Origin of the sequence: Saccharothrix sp. HUAS TT1 (assembly GCF_040744945.1) — a bacterium.
Classification (GTDB): Bacteria; Actinomycetota; Actinomycetes; order Mycobacteriales; family Pseudonocardiaceae; genus Actinosynnema.
Window position 1 is genome coordinate 3792737 of sequence record NZ_CP160453.1, and the last position, 14968, is coordinate 3807704.

Here is a 14968-nt window from a genome sequence, read left to right on the forward strand (position 1 = left end):
CGTCTCGGGGGTGTTCCCGATATCTTCGGTCTTCGATTTGGACCAGGATTTTCCCCGTGGTGGAGATCCGGGGGAAAAGACGGGCGGCGGTGTTGCCGGCGGTGGCCGGCGGGCTGGTTCCCGGCGCGGTGGCGGGTTTGGCCCTGTCGCTGTTCCCGGTCGCCTACCTGCACGTGTCGTCGATCGGTGAGCTGAGCCCGATCGCGCACACGGTCAGCGACTACATCTTCGTGGCCAACGGCAGCGGGCTGCTGGCGTTCACCGCGCTGTCCCTGGCGGCGGCGTCGATCGGCCTGCTCGTCGCCCTGATCCGATCGGGTTTGCCCAGGCAGGGGCCGGTGTCGGTGTTGCTGGGGCTGTGGGCGGCGGGCCTGGCGGTGGCCGCGGTGTTCCCCACCGACCCGGCCGGCACGCCGACGTCGTTCTCCGGCGCGGTGCACCGGTACGCGGGGGCGGTGATGTTCACCAGCCTCCCGCTGGCCGGGTGGCTGATTTCCCGGACGTTCATCCCGAGTACCGCTCTCCGCCGCTTTTCGGTGGCCGCGGGTATTACTTCGCTGGGATTCATGGTGAGTCACGTGGCGGTGTTATACCCGGGCAGTGGCTCGGTCGTCCTCGGGCTTTTCGAACGCGTTTTGTTCGCTTTGCTGTACGGCCTGCTGTTCGCGCTGGCCGCCGCCGTGCCGCGCCGCGGGGTGGGGTCATGACGTGGCTCGCCGTCCTCCTCGCCGTCCTCGGCGCGGTGTTCTTCGCCTTCGCCGCGCGCCTGCAGCACGACGCCGTGCGGGCGAGCGAGGGGCCGTTGCGGGTCCTGGAGCTGCTGCGCAGGCCGCGGTGGCTGCTGGGCCTGGTGCTGCTCGTCGTCGGCGCCGGCGTGCACGCGGCGGCGCTGGGGATGGCGCCGTTGAGCGTCGTGCAGCCGGTCGGGGTGGTGGCGATCGGCATCACCGCGGTGCTCGACGGCCGCCGGCGCGAGTTGCCCGCGGTCGCGCTGACCACGTTCGGGGTCGGCGCGTTCGTGCTCCTCGCGGCGGGCAGCGCCACGTCCACGGCGGTCGCGCCGGAGGCCGAGGTCCGGGCCGCGCTGCTGGCGCTCGGCCTGGTCGCGGTCCCCGGCCTGGTCGGCGTGCTGTCGGTGCGGCCGGCGGTGCGCGCCCTCGGGTTCGGCGCGGCGGGCGGTGTCGCCTACGGCTTCGTGTCCGTGCTCATGCGGTCGGTGTCGCAGGACGTCCAGCAGGGCGGCCTGGCGTGGACGACCGCGTTCTCGGCGGCGGGCATCGTCGCCGCCCTCGTCGTCGGCGGCTGGTTCACCCAGCACGCCTACGCCAGTGGACCGCCGCACCTGGCGGTCGCCTGCCTCACCGTGGTGGACCCGCTCGTCGCCGTCGGCATCGGCGCGGGGCTGCTCGGCGAGGCGACCCGGACCAGCCCGCTCGTGGCCGCCGCCGAGGTGGCGTGCGCCGCGGTCGCCGTCGGCGGCGTCGTCGCGCTGGCCCGCACCCGAACTCCTCTCGCAGTGACCACCAGATCGGAGACGACAGTGACCAACGGACGCGCCATGCGGATCGTGATCGCCGCGGAGACGTTCCCGCCGGACGTCAACGGCGCGGCCAGGTTCGCCCACCGCCTCGCCACCGGACTGGCCGGCCGCGGCCACGACGTGCACGTGATCTGCGCGTCACCGGACGGCGCGGCCCGCACCGAGCGGGCCGACGGCATCACCGTGCACCGGCTGCGCTCGCACCGCACGCCGTTCCACCGCACGTTCCGGATCGGGCTGCCGTGGGAGGTGCGCTCGGACGTCGGGGCGCTGCTGGCGGCGTTGCGGCCGGACCTGGCGCACGTGCAGGCGCACTTCGTGGTCGGGCGGTACGTGCTGCGGCAGGCGGCGGCGCTGGGCATCCCGACGGTGGCGACCAACCACTTCATGCCGGAGAACCTGTTCGGCCACGCCCGGGTGCCCGCGTGGCTGCAGGGCGTGGCGTCGCGGTGGGCGTGGCGCGACCTGGGTCGGGTCTTCGGGGCGGCCGACGTGGTGACCGCGCCGACGCCGCGGGCCGTGCAGCTGTTGCACGACAACGGTTTCCCAGGCCGCGCGGTGCCGGTGTCGTGCGGGATCGACATCGACCGGTACCGGCTGCGCCGTCCCGTGCGGCGGGGTGACGGGCCGACCGTGCTGTTCGTGGGGCGGTTGGACGAGGAGAAGCGGGTCGACGAGCTGCTGCGGGCCCTGGCCCTCGTGCCGCGCCTGCGCGCCGAGGTCGTCGGCGACGGGTCGTGCCGGGCGGAGTGGGAGCTGCTGGCGCGGGACCTGGGCATCGCCGACCGGGTGCGGTTCCGCGGCTTCGTCAGCGAGTCCGAGCTGCTGGACGCCTACGCCGGCGCCGACGTGTTCTGCATGCCGGGCATCGCCGAGCTGCAGAGCCTGGCCACGATGGAGGCGATGGCCGCCGGCAAGCCGGTCGTCGTCGCGGACGCCATGGCGCTGCCGCACCTGTGCGAGCCGGGCCGCAACGGCTGGCTGTTCACCCCGGGCGACGTCCGCGGCCTGGCCGACCGCCTGCACTCCGTCACCTCGGACCCCGCCGTCACCGCCCGCATGGGCGCCGCCAGCAGCGACCTGATCGCCGCCCACGCCATCGACACCACCCTGGCCACCTTCGAATCCCTCTACGCCCACGCCACCGGCCACCCCCTCCCCCTCCCCACCCCTCTCCCCACCACCCCGCCCCCCACCCCCGCCCTCGCCGCCTAACCCCGCGAGAGTCCAACGCCCACGCTGCGAGAGTCCAACGCTCAGAAGCCCTGAATTCAACGCTCAGACACCGGCAGCAGTGTCCTGAGCGTTGAATTCACCGGTCCTGAGCGTTGGACTCTCGACGCTTGGGCGTTGGACTCTCGCGGGTTAGTCGAGGTCGGCGCCGGTGGTGGAGCGGTGGGCGATGCGGTGGGCGACGCGCAGGCCGGTCGCGCTGAGGTGGGGCGTGCCGGTGTCGTCCAGCTCGGTGAGGAACTTGAACAGCATGCCGTGGCCCTCCAGCCGCTTCAGCAGCGCGCCGGCCACGTCGTCCGAGTCGAAGTCCACGATGGACATCTGCTCCACCAGCGACGTGGCGATGGTCCGACGGGCCCGCAGCGGCACCCACCACGTCGTCACCAGCAGCAGCACCAGGCCGAACGCCAGCGCCGTGCCCAGCACCGCCTCCCACCCGGTGAACCGCAGCGAGAACACCTGCACCAGCGCCGCCACGACCAGCAGCACGGCCCCGTACACCGCCGCCCACCCGGCGGTCGCGGCGGCGGGCGGTTCGGCGGCCTCGGTGTCCCACGCGCCGTCCACCTGCCGCCACCGCCGCAGCGAGCTGCCCAACGCGTACGACGTCACCGCGCCGAACACGATCGCCACCACCGTGCCGACGACCACCAGCGCCGGGCTCAGGTCGTACAGCCGCCACCGCACCACGGCCCACACCCCGGCCACGACCGCCGCCGCCACCAGCACCCGCACCAGCAGCCGCGGCTTGAGCCGGAGCTTGCCCAGCACGGCCAGCGGCGTGCCCACCGGCGCGGGCAGGCTGCCGATGATCAGCAGCCCCACCACGACCAGCAGCACGCCGCCGACCGCCACCATGCCGGTCACCGCCTGGTCGCCGGTCTCGCCGGACGCCATCGCGTCCCTGGTCCGGTCGATCGCCACCGTCACCAGCGGGATCACCGGCGACAGCAGCACCAGCCCGTGCAGCAGCGTCCCGGACCGCAGCGCCGCGTAGCCGAACGCCGCCAGCAGCGTCCCCCCGCCGAACGCCGCCGCCGGGCCGACCGCCCACGGCGGCAGCAGGTCGAACAGCGCCAGCACCAGCAGCGCCCCGCCCAGCGCGAACCCCAGCAGCCCCAGGAACTGCGCCAGCCGACCGCCCCTGGTCAGCCCGGTGATCGTCCAGTACGGCAGCAGCGCCGCCCCGCGCAACGTCCTGGTCAGCGGTTTCGCCGTGCCCAACCCGGAGTTGTCGCTGTCGGCCACGGTGATCGCCACCGCCGCGGCCGTCGCCGCCGTCCGGATCACCTGGTCGCTGCTCGCCTCCTGCACCAGCGGTTCGCGCCCGATGCCCGCCCGGTCGAACGCCGCCAGCCCGCGCACGCCCACCTCGACCCGGTCGGCGTCGGTGCGCACCGGCAGCCGGGCCAGCAGCGCGGCCTGCTCCTCCAGGAACAGCTCGCCGCGCGACCGCCGGTCCGCGCCCTCGTGCCGGTCGGCCAGGATCGCCGCGCGCAACGCGGGCAGCTCCTCGCAGATGATCCGGGTGTGCAGGCCCCACGCGGCCACCTCCGCCAGCGCCGCGCACGTCGGCGGGTGGTTGCCGTCCGGGTCGGCGTACACCGCGCCCAGCTCGGCCTTCGCCCGCTCGACGCACGGCGCCAGCTCGTCCGGCAACCCGTCGCCGAACAGCCCCCGCACCAGCTCGTCCACCTGCCGCGCGGCCCGCTCGGCGGGGTCGCCGCCCGCGCCGGTCAGCCGGTCGACCCGCAGCAGCCGCTTCGGGTCGAACACCACCTTGCACAGCATCGTCGCGCCGTCGAGCCGCCCCCAGATCCAGTCGTTGACCCGCCAGGAGCGCTTGAGGAACCCGGAGAACCGGTTCAGCGACGCGCCGCCCGCCTTGTCCTCGGCGGTGACGCTGTACTCGGCGAACGCGTTGCGCGTCTGCAGGCTGATCTGCACCAGCTCGACGGCCTGGTCGAGGCCGCCGCGGCTGTCGTCGGCCAGGCACGTGGTCGCGACCTCCAGCGCCAGCACCCGCGACAGCCACAGCTCACCGGCCACCAGCCCGGCCCCGGCCTCCGCCTCGGTGCGCGGCTCGGTCAGCAGCCGGTGCCACGACTTCAGCTCGCCGACCCGCAGCTGGTCGTCGTCCAGCTGGTCGAGGATGTCGTGCGCGTCGCCGAGGACGCCCGCGATCCGCTCGACCTGCTCGCGCACCCGCTGCCCGACGCCGTCCGGCTCGTCCAGCATCTTCACGCCGAACCGGCGGACCCGCCGCTCCCAGTACGCCTGGTCCAGCTCCTCGGCGACCTCGGTGGTCCAGTGCGCGTCCAGCTCGCGGCGGGCGGCGCGCAGCCGCGACCGCACGTCGAACAGGTTCGTCCTGGCCAGGGCGAGCCGCTGCGCGTCCGGCATCACCCAGACCAGGCGCTTGAGCAGGTCCATCGCGGCGGACGTGAGCCGTTCGGCGGTCGTGATGCCCCACGGCCAGCCGTGCTCGGGCAACGCGGCCGGCTGCGGCCTCGTCGGCACGTACGGCAGCCTGCCCCGCTCGGCGCGGTACTCCCGCTGGGCCGCCTCGGCCGCGGCCCGGACCCGTTCGAACGACCAGCCGGCGGCGTTCGCGCCGGGCACCTCGAACTGGCGGGCGCTGATGTCGCGGGCGGCGTGCCGGATGCGCACGTCCTCGTAGTGGTCGTGCAGCGTCTCGGCCAGCGAGTACAGCTTCGCGGTGACCGAGCCGCCCGACGCCAGCCGGTCCAGCAGGGCGTTGCGCCCGCCGCGGCGGGAGGCGGCGTTGCGGTTGTGCTCCTCGATGCGGTCGACGTAGGTGCGGCCGCTCTGGCTGGTCAGCGCGCCGAGCAGCTTGCCGCCGGTGGCGACGGTGCTGGGCAGCGCGCCGTCCACCGGCGCCACCGGCTCCACGACCGCCTCGGGCGCGTGCGGGAACACCAGCAGCATCACCCGCCGCACCGGCCCCTCGGCGGGCATCCGGTCGATGGCCTCCAGCGCCTCCTTGGTCGGCGTGTTGACCAGGACGCCGCCGTCCACGGCGTAGCGGGACCGGTTGTCGGTGTCGTTGGCCCAGGACGCGACGCCCGCCATGTTCGGCTTGTCGCCGTCGGGCGCGCCGGGCGCGACGGGGATGAACGAGGGCTCGAACGCGAACGGGAAGGAGGCGGACGAGCGGGCGGCCAGCGCCATCCGGCCGACCAGACCGGGCAGCGCGTCGGCGGTGAAGTCGTCCCGGCCGCCGGGGTCGCGGCGGAACGAGAAGCTGCCCTGGTGGGTCGACTGCACCAGCGCCTGGCCCAGGTCGTCGTGGGTGACGGTGGGCACGCCCGCGAGCAGCGTGGTGGTGATGCGCAGGTCGACCGGCCGGTCGTCGCGCGAGGTGGGCTCGAAGTCGGTGGTCAGGCGCTCCAGCGCCTCCCGGAGCCGGGGCAGGAAGAACTCGTCGCCGCGCAGCAGCGACACCGGCTGGCCGCGGAACGGCGTGCGCAGCAGCTGCTCCATCCGACCCTGCTCGGCCCACAGGTCGCGCAGCCGCTCCAGCCGGGCGTTGGCGTTGACCTGCGACAACGCCAGCGCCGCGCCGTTGATGCCGCCCGCCGACGTGCCGGTGATGACGTCCGCGCGGGCCGTGCTGCCGACCATGTCCAGCAGGTCGGCGTACGGGCCGTCGCCCCTGGTCAACCGGTCGAGTTCGAGCACCACCCCGCCCATCCACACGGCGAGGCTCACACCCCCGTTCAGCACGACGGCGAACCGGATCTGCTCCCTGGGCACGTCGGCCATTGCGCACTCCCTCCCCGGACGCGCCGATCCTCCCGCACCCCTTCTCTCGCGCGGGGGGTGTTCCGGGTTACTCCCCGGTCGGGTGAACCTGGGGGATCAGGCCGAGCCGGGCAGCGGGTCGCGCCTGATCAGCGGCATGACCTGCTTGCGGGCCACGAACAGGCACACGGCGAACGCGATCAGGGCGCCCGTGACGGCCTGCGGCACGGTGTAGGCGCGGCCGTCGAAGGCGGAGCCGGTCGGCGGCAGGATGACCGCGATGACCGCGCTGGCGGTGGTCGCGAACACCCGGAACCGGCGCGCCAGCACGCCCGTGGCCAGCGGCAACGCCGCCCACAGCACGTACCACGGCTGGAGCACCGGTCCCAGCACGAGCACCGCGCCCAGCCCCGCGCCCAGCCCGTTGACCGCCTTGATCCGGCCCCGGAACGCCTTCCACAGCAGCGTCGCCACGATCACCACCGACACCGCCTGCGTCACCACCCGCATCAGCGCGATCATCGACTCGGTGTGGTTGCCCAGCCCGAGCAGCAGCCCGAGCCCGCCGCCCATGAACCCCATCGCGGTCGGCGGCGACATCCAGCTCTTCACCGTGCCGGCGACGTTCAGCGTCTCCACCCAGCCGAACCCGAGACCGGTCCCGACGCACGTCCCGACCATCACCACACCGGAGATGACCAGCAACAACAGCGCCGCCCGCACCAGGTCGGAGAACCGGCCGCCCCACCGCCGCGCGATCAGCACGCCGAGGAAGCCGAGCGCCAGCGCGGCCGGGATCTTCACCGCCGCGCCCATGGTGATCATGGTCGCGCCGAGGACGATCCACAGCAGCTCTTCGCGGGTCATCCGGGCGCCCGCCCGGAGCGGCATCTTCCGCAGCGCCAGCTCCAGCCCGACCAGCATCAGGCCGATCGCCAGGCCCTCGTTGTGCACGCCGACGACCAGGTGGAACAGCACCAGCGGGTTCGCCGCGCCCAGCCACAGCGCGGCGACCGGCGGCACGCCGAACCGCCGCGCCAGCCGGGGCAGCGCCCACACGATCATCGCCAGCCCCAGCAGCCCCAGCAGCCGGTGCAGGAAGATGCCGGGCAGCACGCTGTCGCCGGTCACCATCGAGATGACCCGCCCGGCGGCCAGGAACAGCGGCCCGTACGGCGCGGGCGTCTCGCGCCAGATGTTCGGCACGTTCTTGGTCAGGTCGTGCTCCACGCCCAGCGCCGTCGCCGGGCCCAGCTCGTACGGGTCCTGCCCGTTGGCCGCGATCTGCGACTGCGCCAGGTAGCTGTAGACGTCCCGGCTGAACATGGGCAGCACGAACACCAGCGGCGTGATCCACATCAGCAGCGTGCGGTCGAGCTGGCTGCGCGACATCAGCCGGGGCCGCCCCGGCCGGGCGAACCGGCCGAGCCAGAGCCACGCCGACACCACCAGGAACATGCCGGTCCACACCGCGCCCATGGACGCGCTGGGCATCCGGACGAACAGGCCGAGCAGCGGCGTGCCGGGCAGCGGGCTGAACACCGGCGCGGCGCCCGAGCCGAGCGAGCCGACGGCCAGCAGCAGCGCGCCGACGGTGCCCCAGCGGCGGATGACGTCGAGCTGCCGCGTCTCCGCGGCGTCGAGGGGCGCCGCCTCGGCGATCCCGCCCCGGTCCGCCATCACCATTCCGCCCGCCGTCACGTCCGAAGGGTAGCGACCGGCCGGGACGCGTGACTCGGGTCACCCGACCCGGGCCGATCTTTGCGAGGTCCGACGAAATACGCAACACTGGTGTTGTGAAAAACGCCGGGATCGAATCGACCGCTGTGCCGTCCGGGCACGACGGGCGTACCCGGCACGCCGTCGCACGGCTCCTCCTGGAGCAGGGCCCGGTCACCGCGGCCTCGGTCGCGGAGCAGCTGGGCCTGAGCCCCACGGCGGTGCGCCGGCACATCGACGCGCTGGTGGCCGACGGCGAGGCGACCAGCAGGGAGGCCCCCCGGGGTCAGCGCGGCCGGGGTCGCCCGGCCAAGCTCTTCCTGCTGACCGAGCAGGGGCGGGCCCGCTTCGGGCACGCCTACGACGACCTCGCCGTGGCCGCGTTGCGGTTCCTCGCCGAACAGGGCGGGGAGGAGGCGGTACGAACCTTCGCCGAGCGACGGGTGTCCGCATTCGTCGACCGGCACCGCGCGGCCATCGTGGCCCAGCCGGACGCCGCGGAGCGGGCCAAGGCCCTCGCGGTGGCGTTGACCAGGGAGGGCTACGCTGCCTCGGCGCGCCACGTGGGAGCGGGCGAGCAGCTCTGCCAGCACCTGTGCCCGGTGGCCCACGTCGCGGCGGAGTTCCCGCAGCTGTGCGAGACCGAGACGGCGGCGTTCGCCGGCCTGCTCGGCACGCACGTCCAGCGCCTGGCCACGATCGCCCGCGGCGACGCCGTGTGCACGACGCACATCCCGAACACACCCCGGATCCCAGATGGAGGGGAGCCCGCATGACTGCCGCTGCCGAGCAGCGCACCACCACAGCCCCGCTCACCCAGGAAGAGACCCTGGCGAGCATCGGCAACTACGAGTTCGGCTGGTCCGACTCGGACGTGGCAGGCGCGAGCGCTCGCCGGGGCCTGAACGAGGACGTCGTTCGGGACATCTCGGCCAAGAAGAACGAGCCCGAGTGGATGCTGGAGTTCCGGCTCAAGGCGCTGCGGTTGTTCGACCGCAAGCCCATGCCGACCTGGGGCTCCGACCTGTCGGGCATCGACTTCGACAACATCAAGTACTTCGTCCGGTCGACCGAGAAGCAGGCGGCGACCTGGGACGACCTGCCCGACGAGATCAAGAACACCTACGACCGGCTGGGCATCCCGGAGGCGGAGAAGCAGCGCCTGGTCTCCGGTGTCGCGGCCCAGTACGAGTCCGAGGTCGTCTACCACAAGATCCGCGAGGACCTCGAGGAGCAGGGCGTCGTCTTCCTCGACACGGACACCGCCCTGCGCGAGCACCCGGAGCTGTTCAAGGAGTACTTCGGCTCCGTCATCCCGTCGGGTGACAACAAGTTCTCCGCGCTGAACTCCGCGGTGTGGTCGGGCGGCTCGTTCATCTACGTGCCGAAGGGCGTGCACGTCGACATCCCGCTGCAGGCCTACTTCCGGATCAACACCGAGAACATGGGCCAGTTCGAGCGCACGCTGATCATCGTCGACGAGGGCGCCTACGTGCACTACGTCGAGGGCTGCACCGCGCCGATCTACTCGTCGGACTCGCTGCACTCCGCCGTCGTGGAGATCATCGTCAAGAAGGGCGGCCGCTGCCGCTACACGACCATCCAGAACTGGTCGAACAACGTCTACAACCTGGTCACCAAGCGCGCCAAGGCCGAAGAGGGCGCGACCATGGAGTGGATCGACGGCAACATCGGCTCCAAGGTGACCATGAAGTACCCGGCCGTGTTCCTGATGGGCGAGCACGCCAAGGGCGAGGTCCTCTCGATCGCGTTCGCGGGCGAGGGCCAGCACCAGGACGCGGGCGCGAAGATGGTCCACATGGCGCCGCACACGTCGTCCACGATCGTGTCGAAGTCGGTGGCGCGCGGCGGCGGCCGCACCTCCTACCGCGGCCTGGTCCAGGTCAACAAGCGGGCGCACCACTCGAAGTCCACGGTCAAGTGCGACGCGCTGCTGGTGGACAACATCAGCCGCTCGGACACCTACCCGTACGTCGACGTCCGCGAGGACGACGTGTCGATGGGCCACGAGGCCACGGTCTCCAAGGTCTCCGAGGACCAGCTGTTCTACCTGATGTCCCGCGGCCTCAACGAGGACGAGGCCATGGCGATGATCGTGCGCGGGTTCGTCGAGCCCATCGCGCGCGAGCTGCCGATGGAGTACGCCCTCGAGCTGAACCGCCTGATCGAGCTGCAGATGGAAGGGGCCGTCGGCTGACATGGCCGTCACCACCGAAGACCAGCAACACGGCCTGACGGCCCACTCGCACGGTGCGGGTGCCCCGATCTCCTCGCGCGCGGACCACTTCACGTCCTTCGACGTGAACGCGTTCGAGGTGCCCGGTGGTCGCGAGGAGATCTGGCGCTTCACCCCCGTGAAGCGCCTGGCGAACCTGCACAACGGCGCCGAGGCGACCGGCGCGGCGACCGTCGAGGTCGACGCCGCCGAGGGCGTCGCGGTCGAGACCGCGGCGCGCGGCGACGAGCGGCTGGGCGTCGCGGGCACCCCCGGTGACCGCGTCGCCGCCCAGGCGTGGACCTCGTTCGCCGAGGCCACCGTCGTCACCCTCCCCGGTGACGCGAAGTCCGAGCCGACCACGATCACCGTGACCGGCCCGGGCGCGGGGCAGGTCGCCTACGGCCACCTGCACGTGCACGCCAAGCCGTTCGCCGAGGCCGTCGTGGTCATCGACCACCGCGGCTCCGGCGCGTACGCCGACAACGTGGAGTTCGTCGTCGGCGACGGCGCGCACCTCACCGTGGTCGCCATCCAGGACTGGGCCGACGACGCGGTGCACGTCTCCGCGCACCACGCCAAGCTGGGCCGCGACGCCACGTTCAAGCACACCGTCATCACGCTCGGCGGCGACGTCGTCCGGCTCACCCCGGTCGTCACCTACACCGGGCGCGGCGGCGACGCCGAACTGCTCGGCCTGTACTTCGCCGACGCGGGCCAGCACCTGGAGCACCGCACCTTCATCGACCACGCGGTGTCCAACTGCCGCAGCAACGTCGTCTACAAGGGCGCGCTGCAGGGCGAGGACGCGCGCACCGTGTGGATCGGCGACGTGCTGATCCGCGCCGCCGCCGAGGGCACCGAGACGTTCGAGCTGAACCGCAACCTGGTGCTCACCGACGGCGCGCGCGCCGACTCGGTGCCCAACCTGGAGATCGAGACCGGCGAGATCGAGGGCGCGGGCCACGCCAGCGCCACCGGCCGGTTCGACGACGAGCAGCTGTTCTACCTCCAGGCCCGCGGCATCCCCGAGGAGCAGGCCCGCCGGCTCGTCGTGCGCGGGTTCTTCCACGAGATCCTGCTCAAGATCGCCGTTCCCGAGGTGCGCGAGCGCCTGGAAGCCGCCATCGAGGCGGAGCTGGAAGCGGTGGGCGCGTGATCCGGGTGTGCTCGCTGACCGACCTCGACGACCGCAAGCCGGTCGCGTTCGAGGTCGGCGACGAGCGCACCCCGGTCCTGCTCGTCCGCGACGGCGACACCGTGCACGCGCTGCGCGACCTGTGCTCGCACGCCGAGGTCGCGCTCAGCGAGGGCGAGGTGACGCGCAAGGGCGTGGAGTGCTGGCTGCACGGGTCGTGCTTCGACCTGCGCACCGGCCGCCCGTCCTCGCCGCCCGCCACCGAGCCGGTCGACGTGTACGCCGTCGAACTCCGCGGCGGCGACGTCCTCGTGGACGTCACCGCGGCCGTGAACTGACCTTGGCTACGAACTGACTTTCGCTTGCAACACCAGGAGAACGAAGCACCGATGGCCACTCTCGAGATCAAGGACCTGCACGTCTCGGTCAACACCGACGAGGGCTCCAAGGAAATCCTCAAGGGCGTCGACCTGACCATCAACGCAGGCGAGACCCACGCGATCATGGGCCCCAACGGCTCGGGCAAGTCCACCCTGTCCTACGCCATCGCGGGCCACCCCAAGTACGGGATCACCTCCGGCAGCGTGCTGCTGGACGGCGAGGACGTGCTGGAGATGACCGTGGACGAGCGCGCCCGCGCGGGCCTCTTCCTCGCCATGCAGTACCCGGTCGAGGTGCCCGGCGTCTCGATGTCGAACTTCCTCCGCACCGCCGCCACCGCCGTCCGCGGCGAGGCGCCGAAGCTGCGCCACTGGGTCAAGGAGGTCAAGGGGGCGATGTCCGACCTGGACATCGACCCGGCCTTCGCCGAGCGCTCGGTGAACGAGGGCTTCTCCGGCGGCGAGAAGAAGCGGCACGAGATCCTGCAGCTCGGGCTGCTCAAGCCGAAGGTCGCCATCCTCGACGAGACCGACTCCGGCCTGGACGTCGACGCGCTGCGCGTCGTGTCCGAGGGCGTGAACCGGTACAAGCAGTCCGGTGACGTCGGCGTCATGCTGATCACGCACTACACCCGGATCCTCAAGTACATCTCGCCCGACTTCGTGCACGTCTTCGCGGCGGGGCGGATCGCCGAGTCCGGCGGCCCCGAGCTGGCCGACCAGCTGGAGGCCGAAGGTTACGTGAAGTACATCGGCAAGCAGGAAGCCGCCGGCATCGCGTGACGTTGCACCGTTCGTGAACACGTACCGAGAGGAGGCGTCGGAGCAGTGACCACCACCGTCACCCCGCTGGACGTCGCTACCGTCCGGGCGGACTTCCCGATCCTGGGACGCACCGTGCGGGAGGGTAAGCGGCTGGTCTACCTGGACTCCGGCGCCACCTCGCAACGCCCGAGGCAGGTCCTCGACGCCGAGCGCGCCTTCCTGGAGACCGCCAACGCTGCGGTGCACCGCGGGGCGCACCAACTGGCCGAGGAGGCCACCGACGCCTACGAGGGCGCCAGGCAGAAGATCGCCGATTTCGTGGGCGTGGACTACGGCGAGATCGTGTTCACCAAGAACGCGACCGAGGGCGTGAACCTCGTCGCGTACGCGATGGGCAACGCGTCCACCTCGGGCCCGGAGGCCGAGCGGTTCCGCATCGGACCCGGCGACGAGATCGTCGTCACCGAGATGGAGCACCACGCGAACCTCGTGCCGTGGCAGCAGCTGGCCGCCCGCACGGGCGCCACGCTGCGCTGGTTCGGCGTCACCGACGAGGGCAGGCTCGACCTGTCCGACATCGACTCGCTGATCACCCCGGCCACCAAGGTCGTCGCGTTCACCCACCAGTCGAACGTGCTCGGCACCGTCAACCCGGTGCGGGTGCTGGCCGACGCGGCCCGCGCGGTCGGCGCGCTGTCCGTGCTGGACGCCTGCCAGTCCGTGCCGCACGCCCCGGTCGACTTCCACGCGCTCGGCGTGGACTTCGCCGTGTTCAGCGGCCACAAGATGCTCGGGCCCTCCGGCATCGGCGTCCTCTACGGCCGCCGGGAGCTGCTGGAGGCGCTGCCGCCGTTCCTCACCGGCGGCTCGATGATCGAGATGGTCCAGATGGCGAAGTCCACCTTCGCCCCGCCGCCCGCGCGGTTCGAGGCGGGCGTGCCCATGACGTCGCAGGCCGTGGCGCTGGGCTCGGCGGTGGACTACCTCAACGCCGTCGGCATGGACCGGATCGCCGCGCACGAGCACCTGCTCACCGAGGCGGCGCTGCGCGGCCTGGCCGGCATCCCCGGCGTGCGGGTCGTCGGACCGCTGGACGTGGTGGACCGCGGCGGCGCCGTGTCGTTCGTCGTGGAGGGCATCCACGCGCACGACGCGGGCCAGGTGCTGGACAGCCTGGGCGTCGCCGTGCGCGTCGGCCACCACTGCGCGTGGCCCCTGCACCGGCGGATGGACGCCGCCGCCACCGTGCGGGCCAGCTTCTACCTGTACAACACGCTGGACGAGGTGACCGCGCTGGTGGACGCCGTCCGCGAGGCGCAGAAGTTCTTCGGGGTGGTGTAGGTGCAGCTTCAGCAGATGTACCAGGAGATCATCCTGGACCACTACAAGAACCCCCACGGCCGCGGCCTGCGCGACCCGTTCGACGCCGAGTCGCACCAGATCAACCCGACGTGCGGCGACGAGGTGACGCTGCGGGTCAAGCTGGCCGACGGGACCGTCCAGGACGTGTCCTACGACGGTCAGGGCTGCTCGATCAGCCAGGCGTCGACCTCGGTGCTGACCGACCTGGTGGTCGGCAGGCCGCTGGACCAGGCGTTCGAGAAGATGGACGCGTTCGTCGAGCTGATGCAGGGTCGCGGTCAGGTCGAGCCCGACGAGGACGTGCTGGAGGACGGCATCGCGTTCGCGGGCGTGGCGAAGTACCCGGCGCGCGTGAAGTGCGCGCTGCTGGGCTGGATGGCTTTCAAGGACGCGGTGGCACGCAGCGAGGGAGCGAAGGCATGAGCACCGAGGAGGACGTGGTGCGCGGCATCGAGGGCATGCCCGAGCCGCCCGCGCCGAAGGCCGACGTGGCCGCGGTGGACGACGTCGAGGAGGCCATGCGCGACGTGGTCGACCCCGAACTGGGCATCAACGTCGTGGACCTCGGGTTGGTCTACGACATCCGGGTGGACGAGCAGAACGTCGCGCTCATCGACATGACGCTGACCTCGGCGGCGTGCCCCCTGACCGACGTCATCGAGGACCAGACCCGGTCCGCGCTGGTCGGCGGCGGTGGCGGCGGCCTGGTCGACGACTTCCGCATCAACTGGGTCTGGATGCCCCCGTGGGGCCCGGAGAAGATCACCGACGACGGCCGGGAGCAGCTGCGCGCCCTCGGCTTCACCGTCTGACCCGACCTCACCGGCGAA

At 72.3% G+C, this 14968-nt stretch carries 12 protein-coding genes; 10 read left to right on the forward strand and 2 right to left on the reverse strand.

Annotated elements, in window-relative coordinates:
• Nucleotides 1-56: 56 nt before the first annotated feature.
• Together AB0F89_RS18555 and AB0F89_RS18560 are read left to right on the forward strand one after the other, a co-directional pair.
• Nucleotides 57-707 carry a DUF998 domain-containing protein gene (locus AB0F89_RS18555; protein WP_367137828.1) on the forward strand — a complete coding sequence of 217 codons (651 nt, stop codon included), beginning with the start codon at nucleotides 57-59 and terminating at the stop codon, nucleotides 705-707.
• Nucleotides 704-2755, forward strand: a complete 2052-nt coding sequence (locus tag AB0F89_RS18560) for a glycosyltransferase (protein WP_367137830.1) — start codon at nucleotides 704-706, stop codon at nucleotides 2753-2755. Before AB0F89_RS18555 ends, AB0F89_RS18560 begins: the two co-directional genes overlap by 4 nt.
• 150 nt (nucleotides 2756-2905) lie before the next feature.
• Here the strand turns inward: AB0F89_RS18560 and AB0F89_RS18565 are convergent, their stop codons facing one another.
• Nucleotides 2906-6559, reverse strand: coding sequence for a patatin-like protein (locus AB0F89_RS18565; RefSeq protein ID WP_367137832.1), 3654 nt, complete (start codon nucleotides 6557-6559; stop codon nucleotides 2906-2908).
• Between the two features lie 96 nt (nucleotides 6560-6655).
• Nucleotides 6656-8239, reverse strand: a complete 1584-nt coding sequence (mptB, locus tag AB0F89_RS18570) for a polyprenol phosphomannose-dependent alpha 1,6 mannosyltransferase MptB (RefSeq protein ID WP_367137834.1) — start codon at nucleotides 8237-8239, stop codon at nucleotides 6656-6658.
• Between the two features lie 95 nt (nucleotides 8240-8334).
• On the opposite strand from mptB, the gene AB0F89_RS18575 reads away from it, so the two are divergent.
• The 8 genes from AB0F89_RS18575 to AB0F89_RS18610 are packed head-to-tail and all read left to right on the forward strand — an operon-like array spanning nucleotide 8335 to nucleotide 14950.
• Nucleotides 8335-9033 (forward strand): helix-turn-helix transcriptional regulator, encoded by a 699-nt coding sequence (locus tag AB0F89_RS18575; RefSeq protein ID WP_367137836.1) that lies wholly within the window; start codon nucleotides 8335-8337, stop codon nucleotides 9031-9033.
• Nucleotides 9030-10475 (forward strand): Fe-S cluster assembly protein SufB, encoded by a 1446-nt coding sequence (gene sufB / locus AB0F89_RS18580; protein WP_367137837.1) that lies wholly within the window; start codon nucleotides 9030-9032, stop codon nucleotides 10473-10475. Before AB0F89_RS18575 ends, sufB begins: the two co-directional genes overlap by 4 nt.
• Nucleotide 10476: 1 nt before the next feature.
• Entirely contained in the window at nucleotides 10477-11652 is a 1176-nt protein-coding gene (sufD, locus tag AB0F89_RS18585; RefSeq protein ID WP_367137839.1) for a Fe-S cluster assembly protein SufD, read from the forward strand.
• Entirely contained in the window at nucleotides 11649-11969 is a 321-nt protein-coding gene (locus AB0F89_RS18590; RefSeq protein WP_367137841.1) for a non-heme iron oxygenase ferredoxin subunit, read from the forward strand. The genes sufD and AB0F89_RS18590 overlap by 4 nt, the downstream gene beginning before the upstream one ends.
• Nucleotides 11970-12020: 51 nt before the next feature.
• The gene (sufC, locus tag AB0F89_RS18595) at nucleotides 12021-12794 is read left to right on the forward strand and encodes a Fe-S cluster assembly ATPase SufC (protein ID WP_367137843.1); all 774 of its coding nucleotides are present in this window, start codon (nucleotides 12021-12023) and stop codon (nucleotides 12792-12794) included.
• Between the two features lie 45 nt (nucleotides 12795-12839).
• On the forward strand, nucleotides 12840-14117 hold the full coding sequence (locus AB0F89_RS18600; protein WP_367137844.1) for a cysteine desulfurase: 1278 nt from the start codon (nucleotides 12840-12842) through the stop codon (nucleotides 14115-14117).
• On the forward strand, nucleotides 14118-14561 hold the full coding sequence (gene sufU, locus AB0F89_RS18605; RefSeq protein ID WP_367137846.1) for a Fe-S cluster assembly sulfur transfer protein SufU: 444 nt from the start codon (nucleotides 14118-14120) through the stop codon (nucleotides 14559-14561).
• A complete protein-coding gene (locus AB0F89_RS18610; RefSeq protein WP_367137848.1) occupies nucleotides 14558-14950 on the forward strand; it encodes a metal-sulfur cluster assembly factor in 393 nt (130 codons plus the stop codon). The genes sufU and AB0F89_RS18610 overlap by 4 nt, the downstream gene beginning before the upstream one ends.
• The last annotated feature ends 18 nt before the right edge of the window (nucleotides 14951-14968 follow it).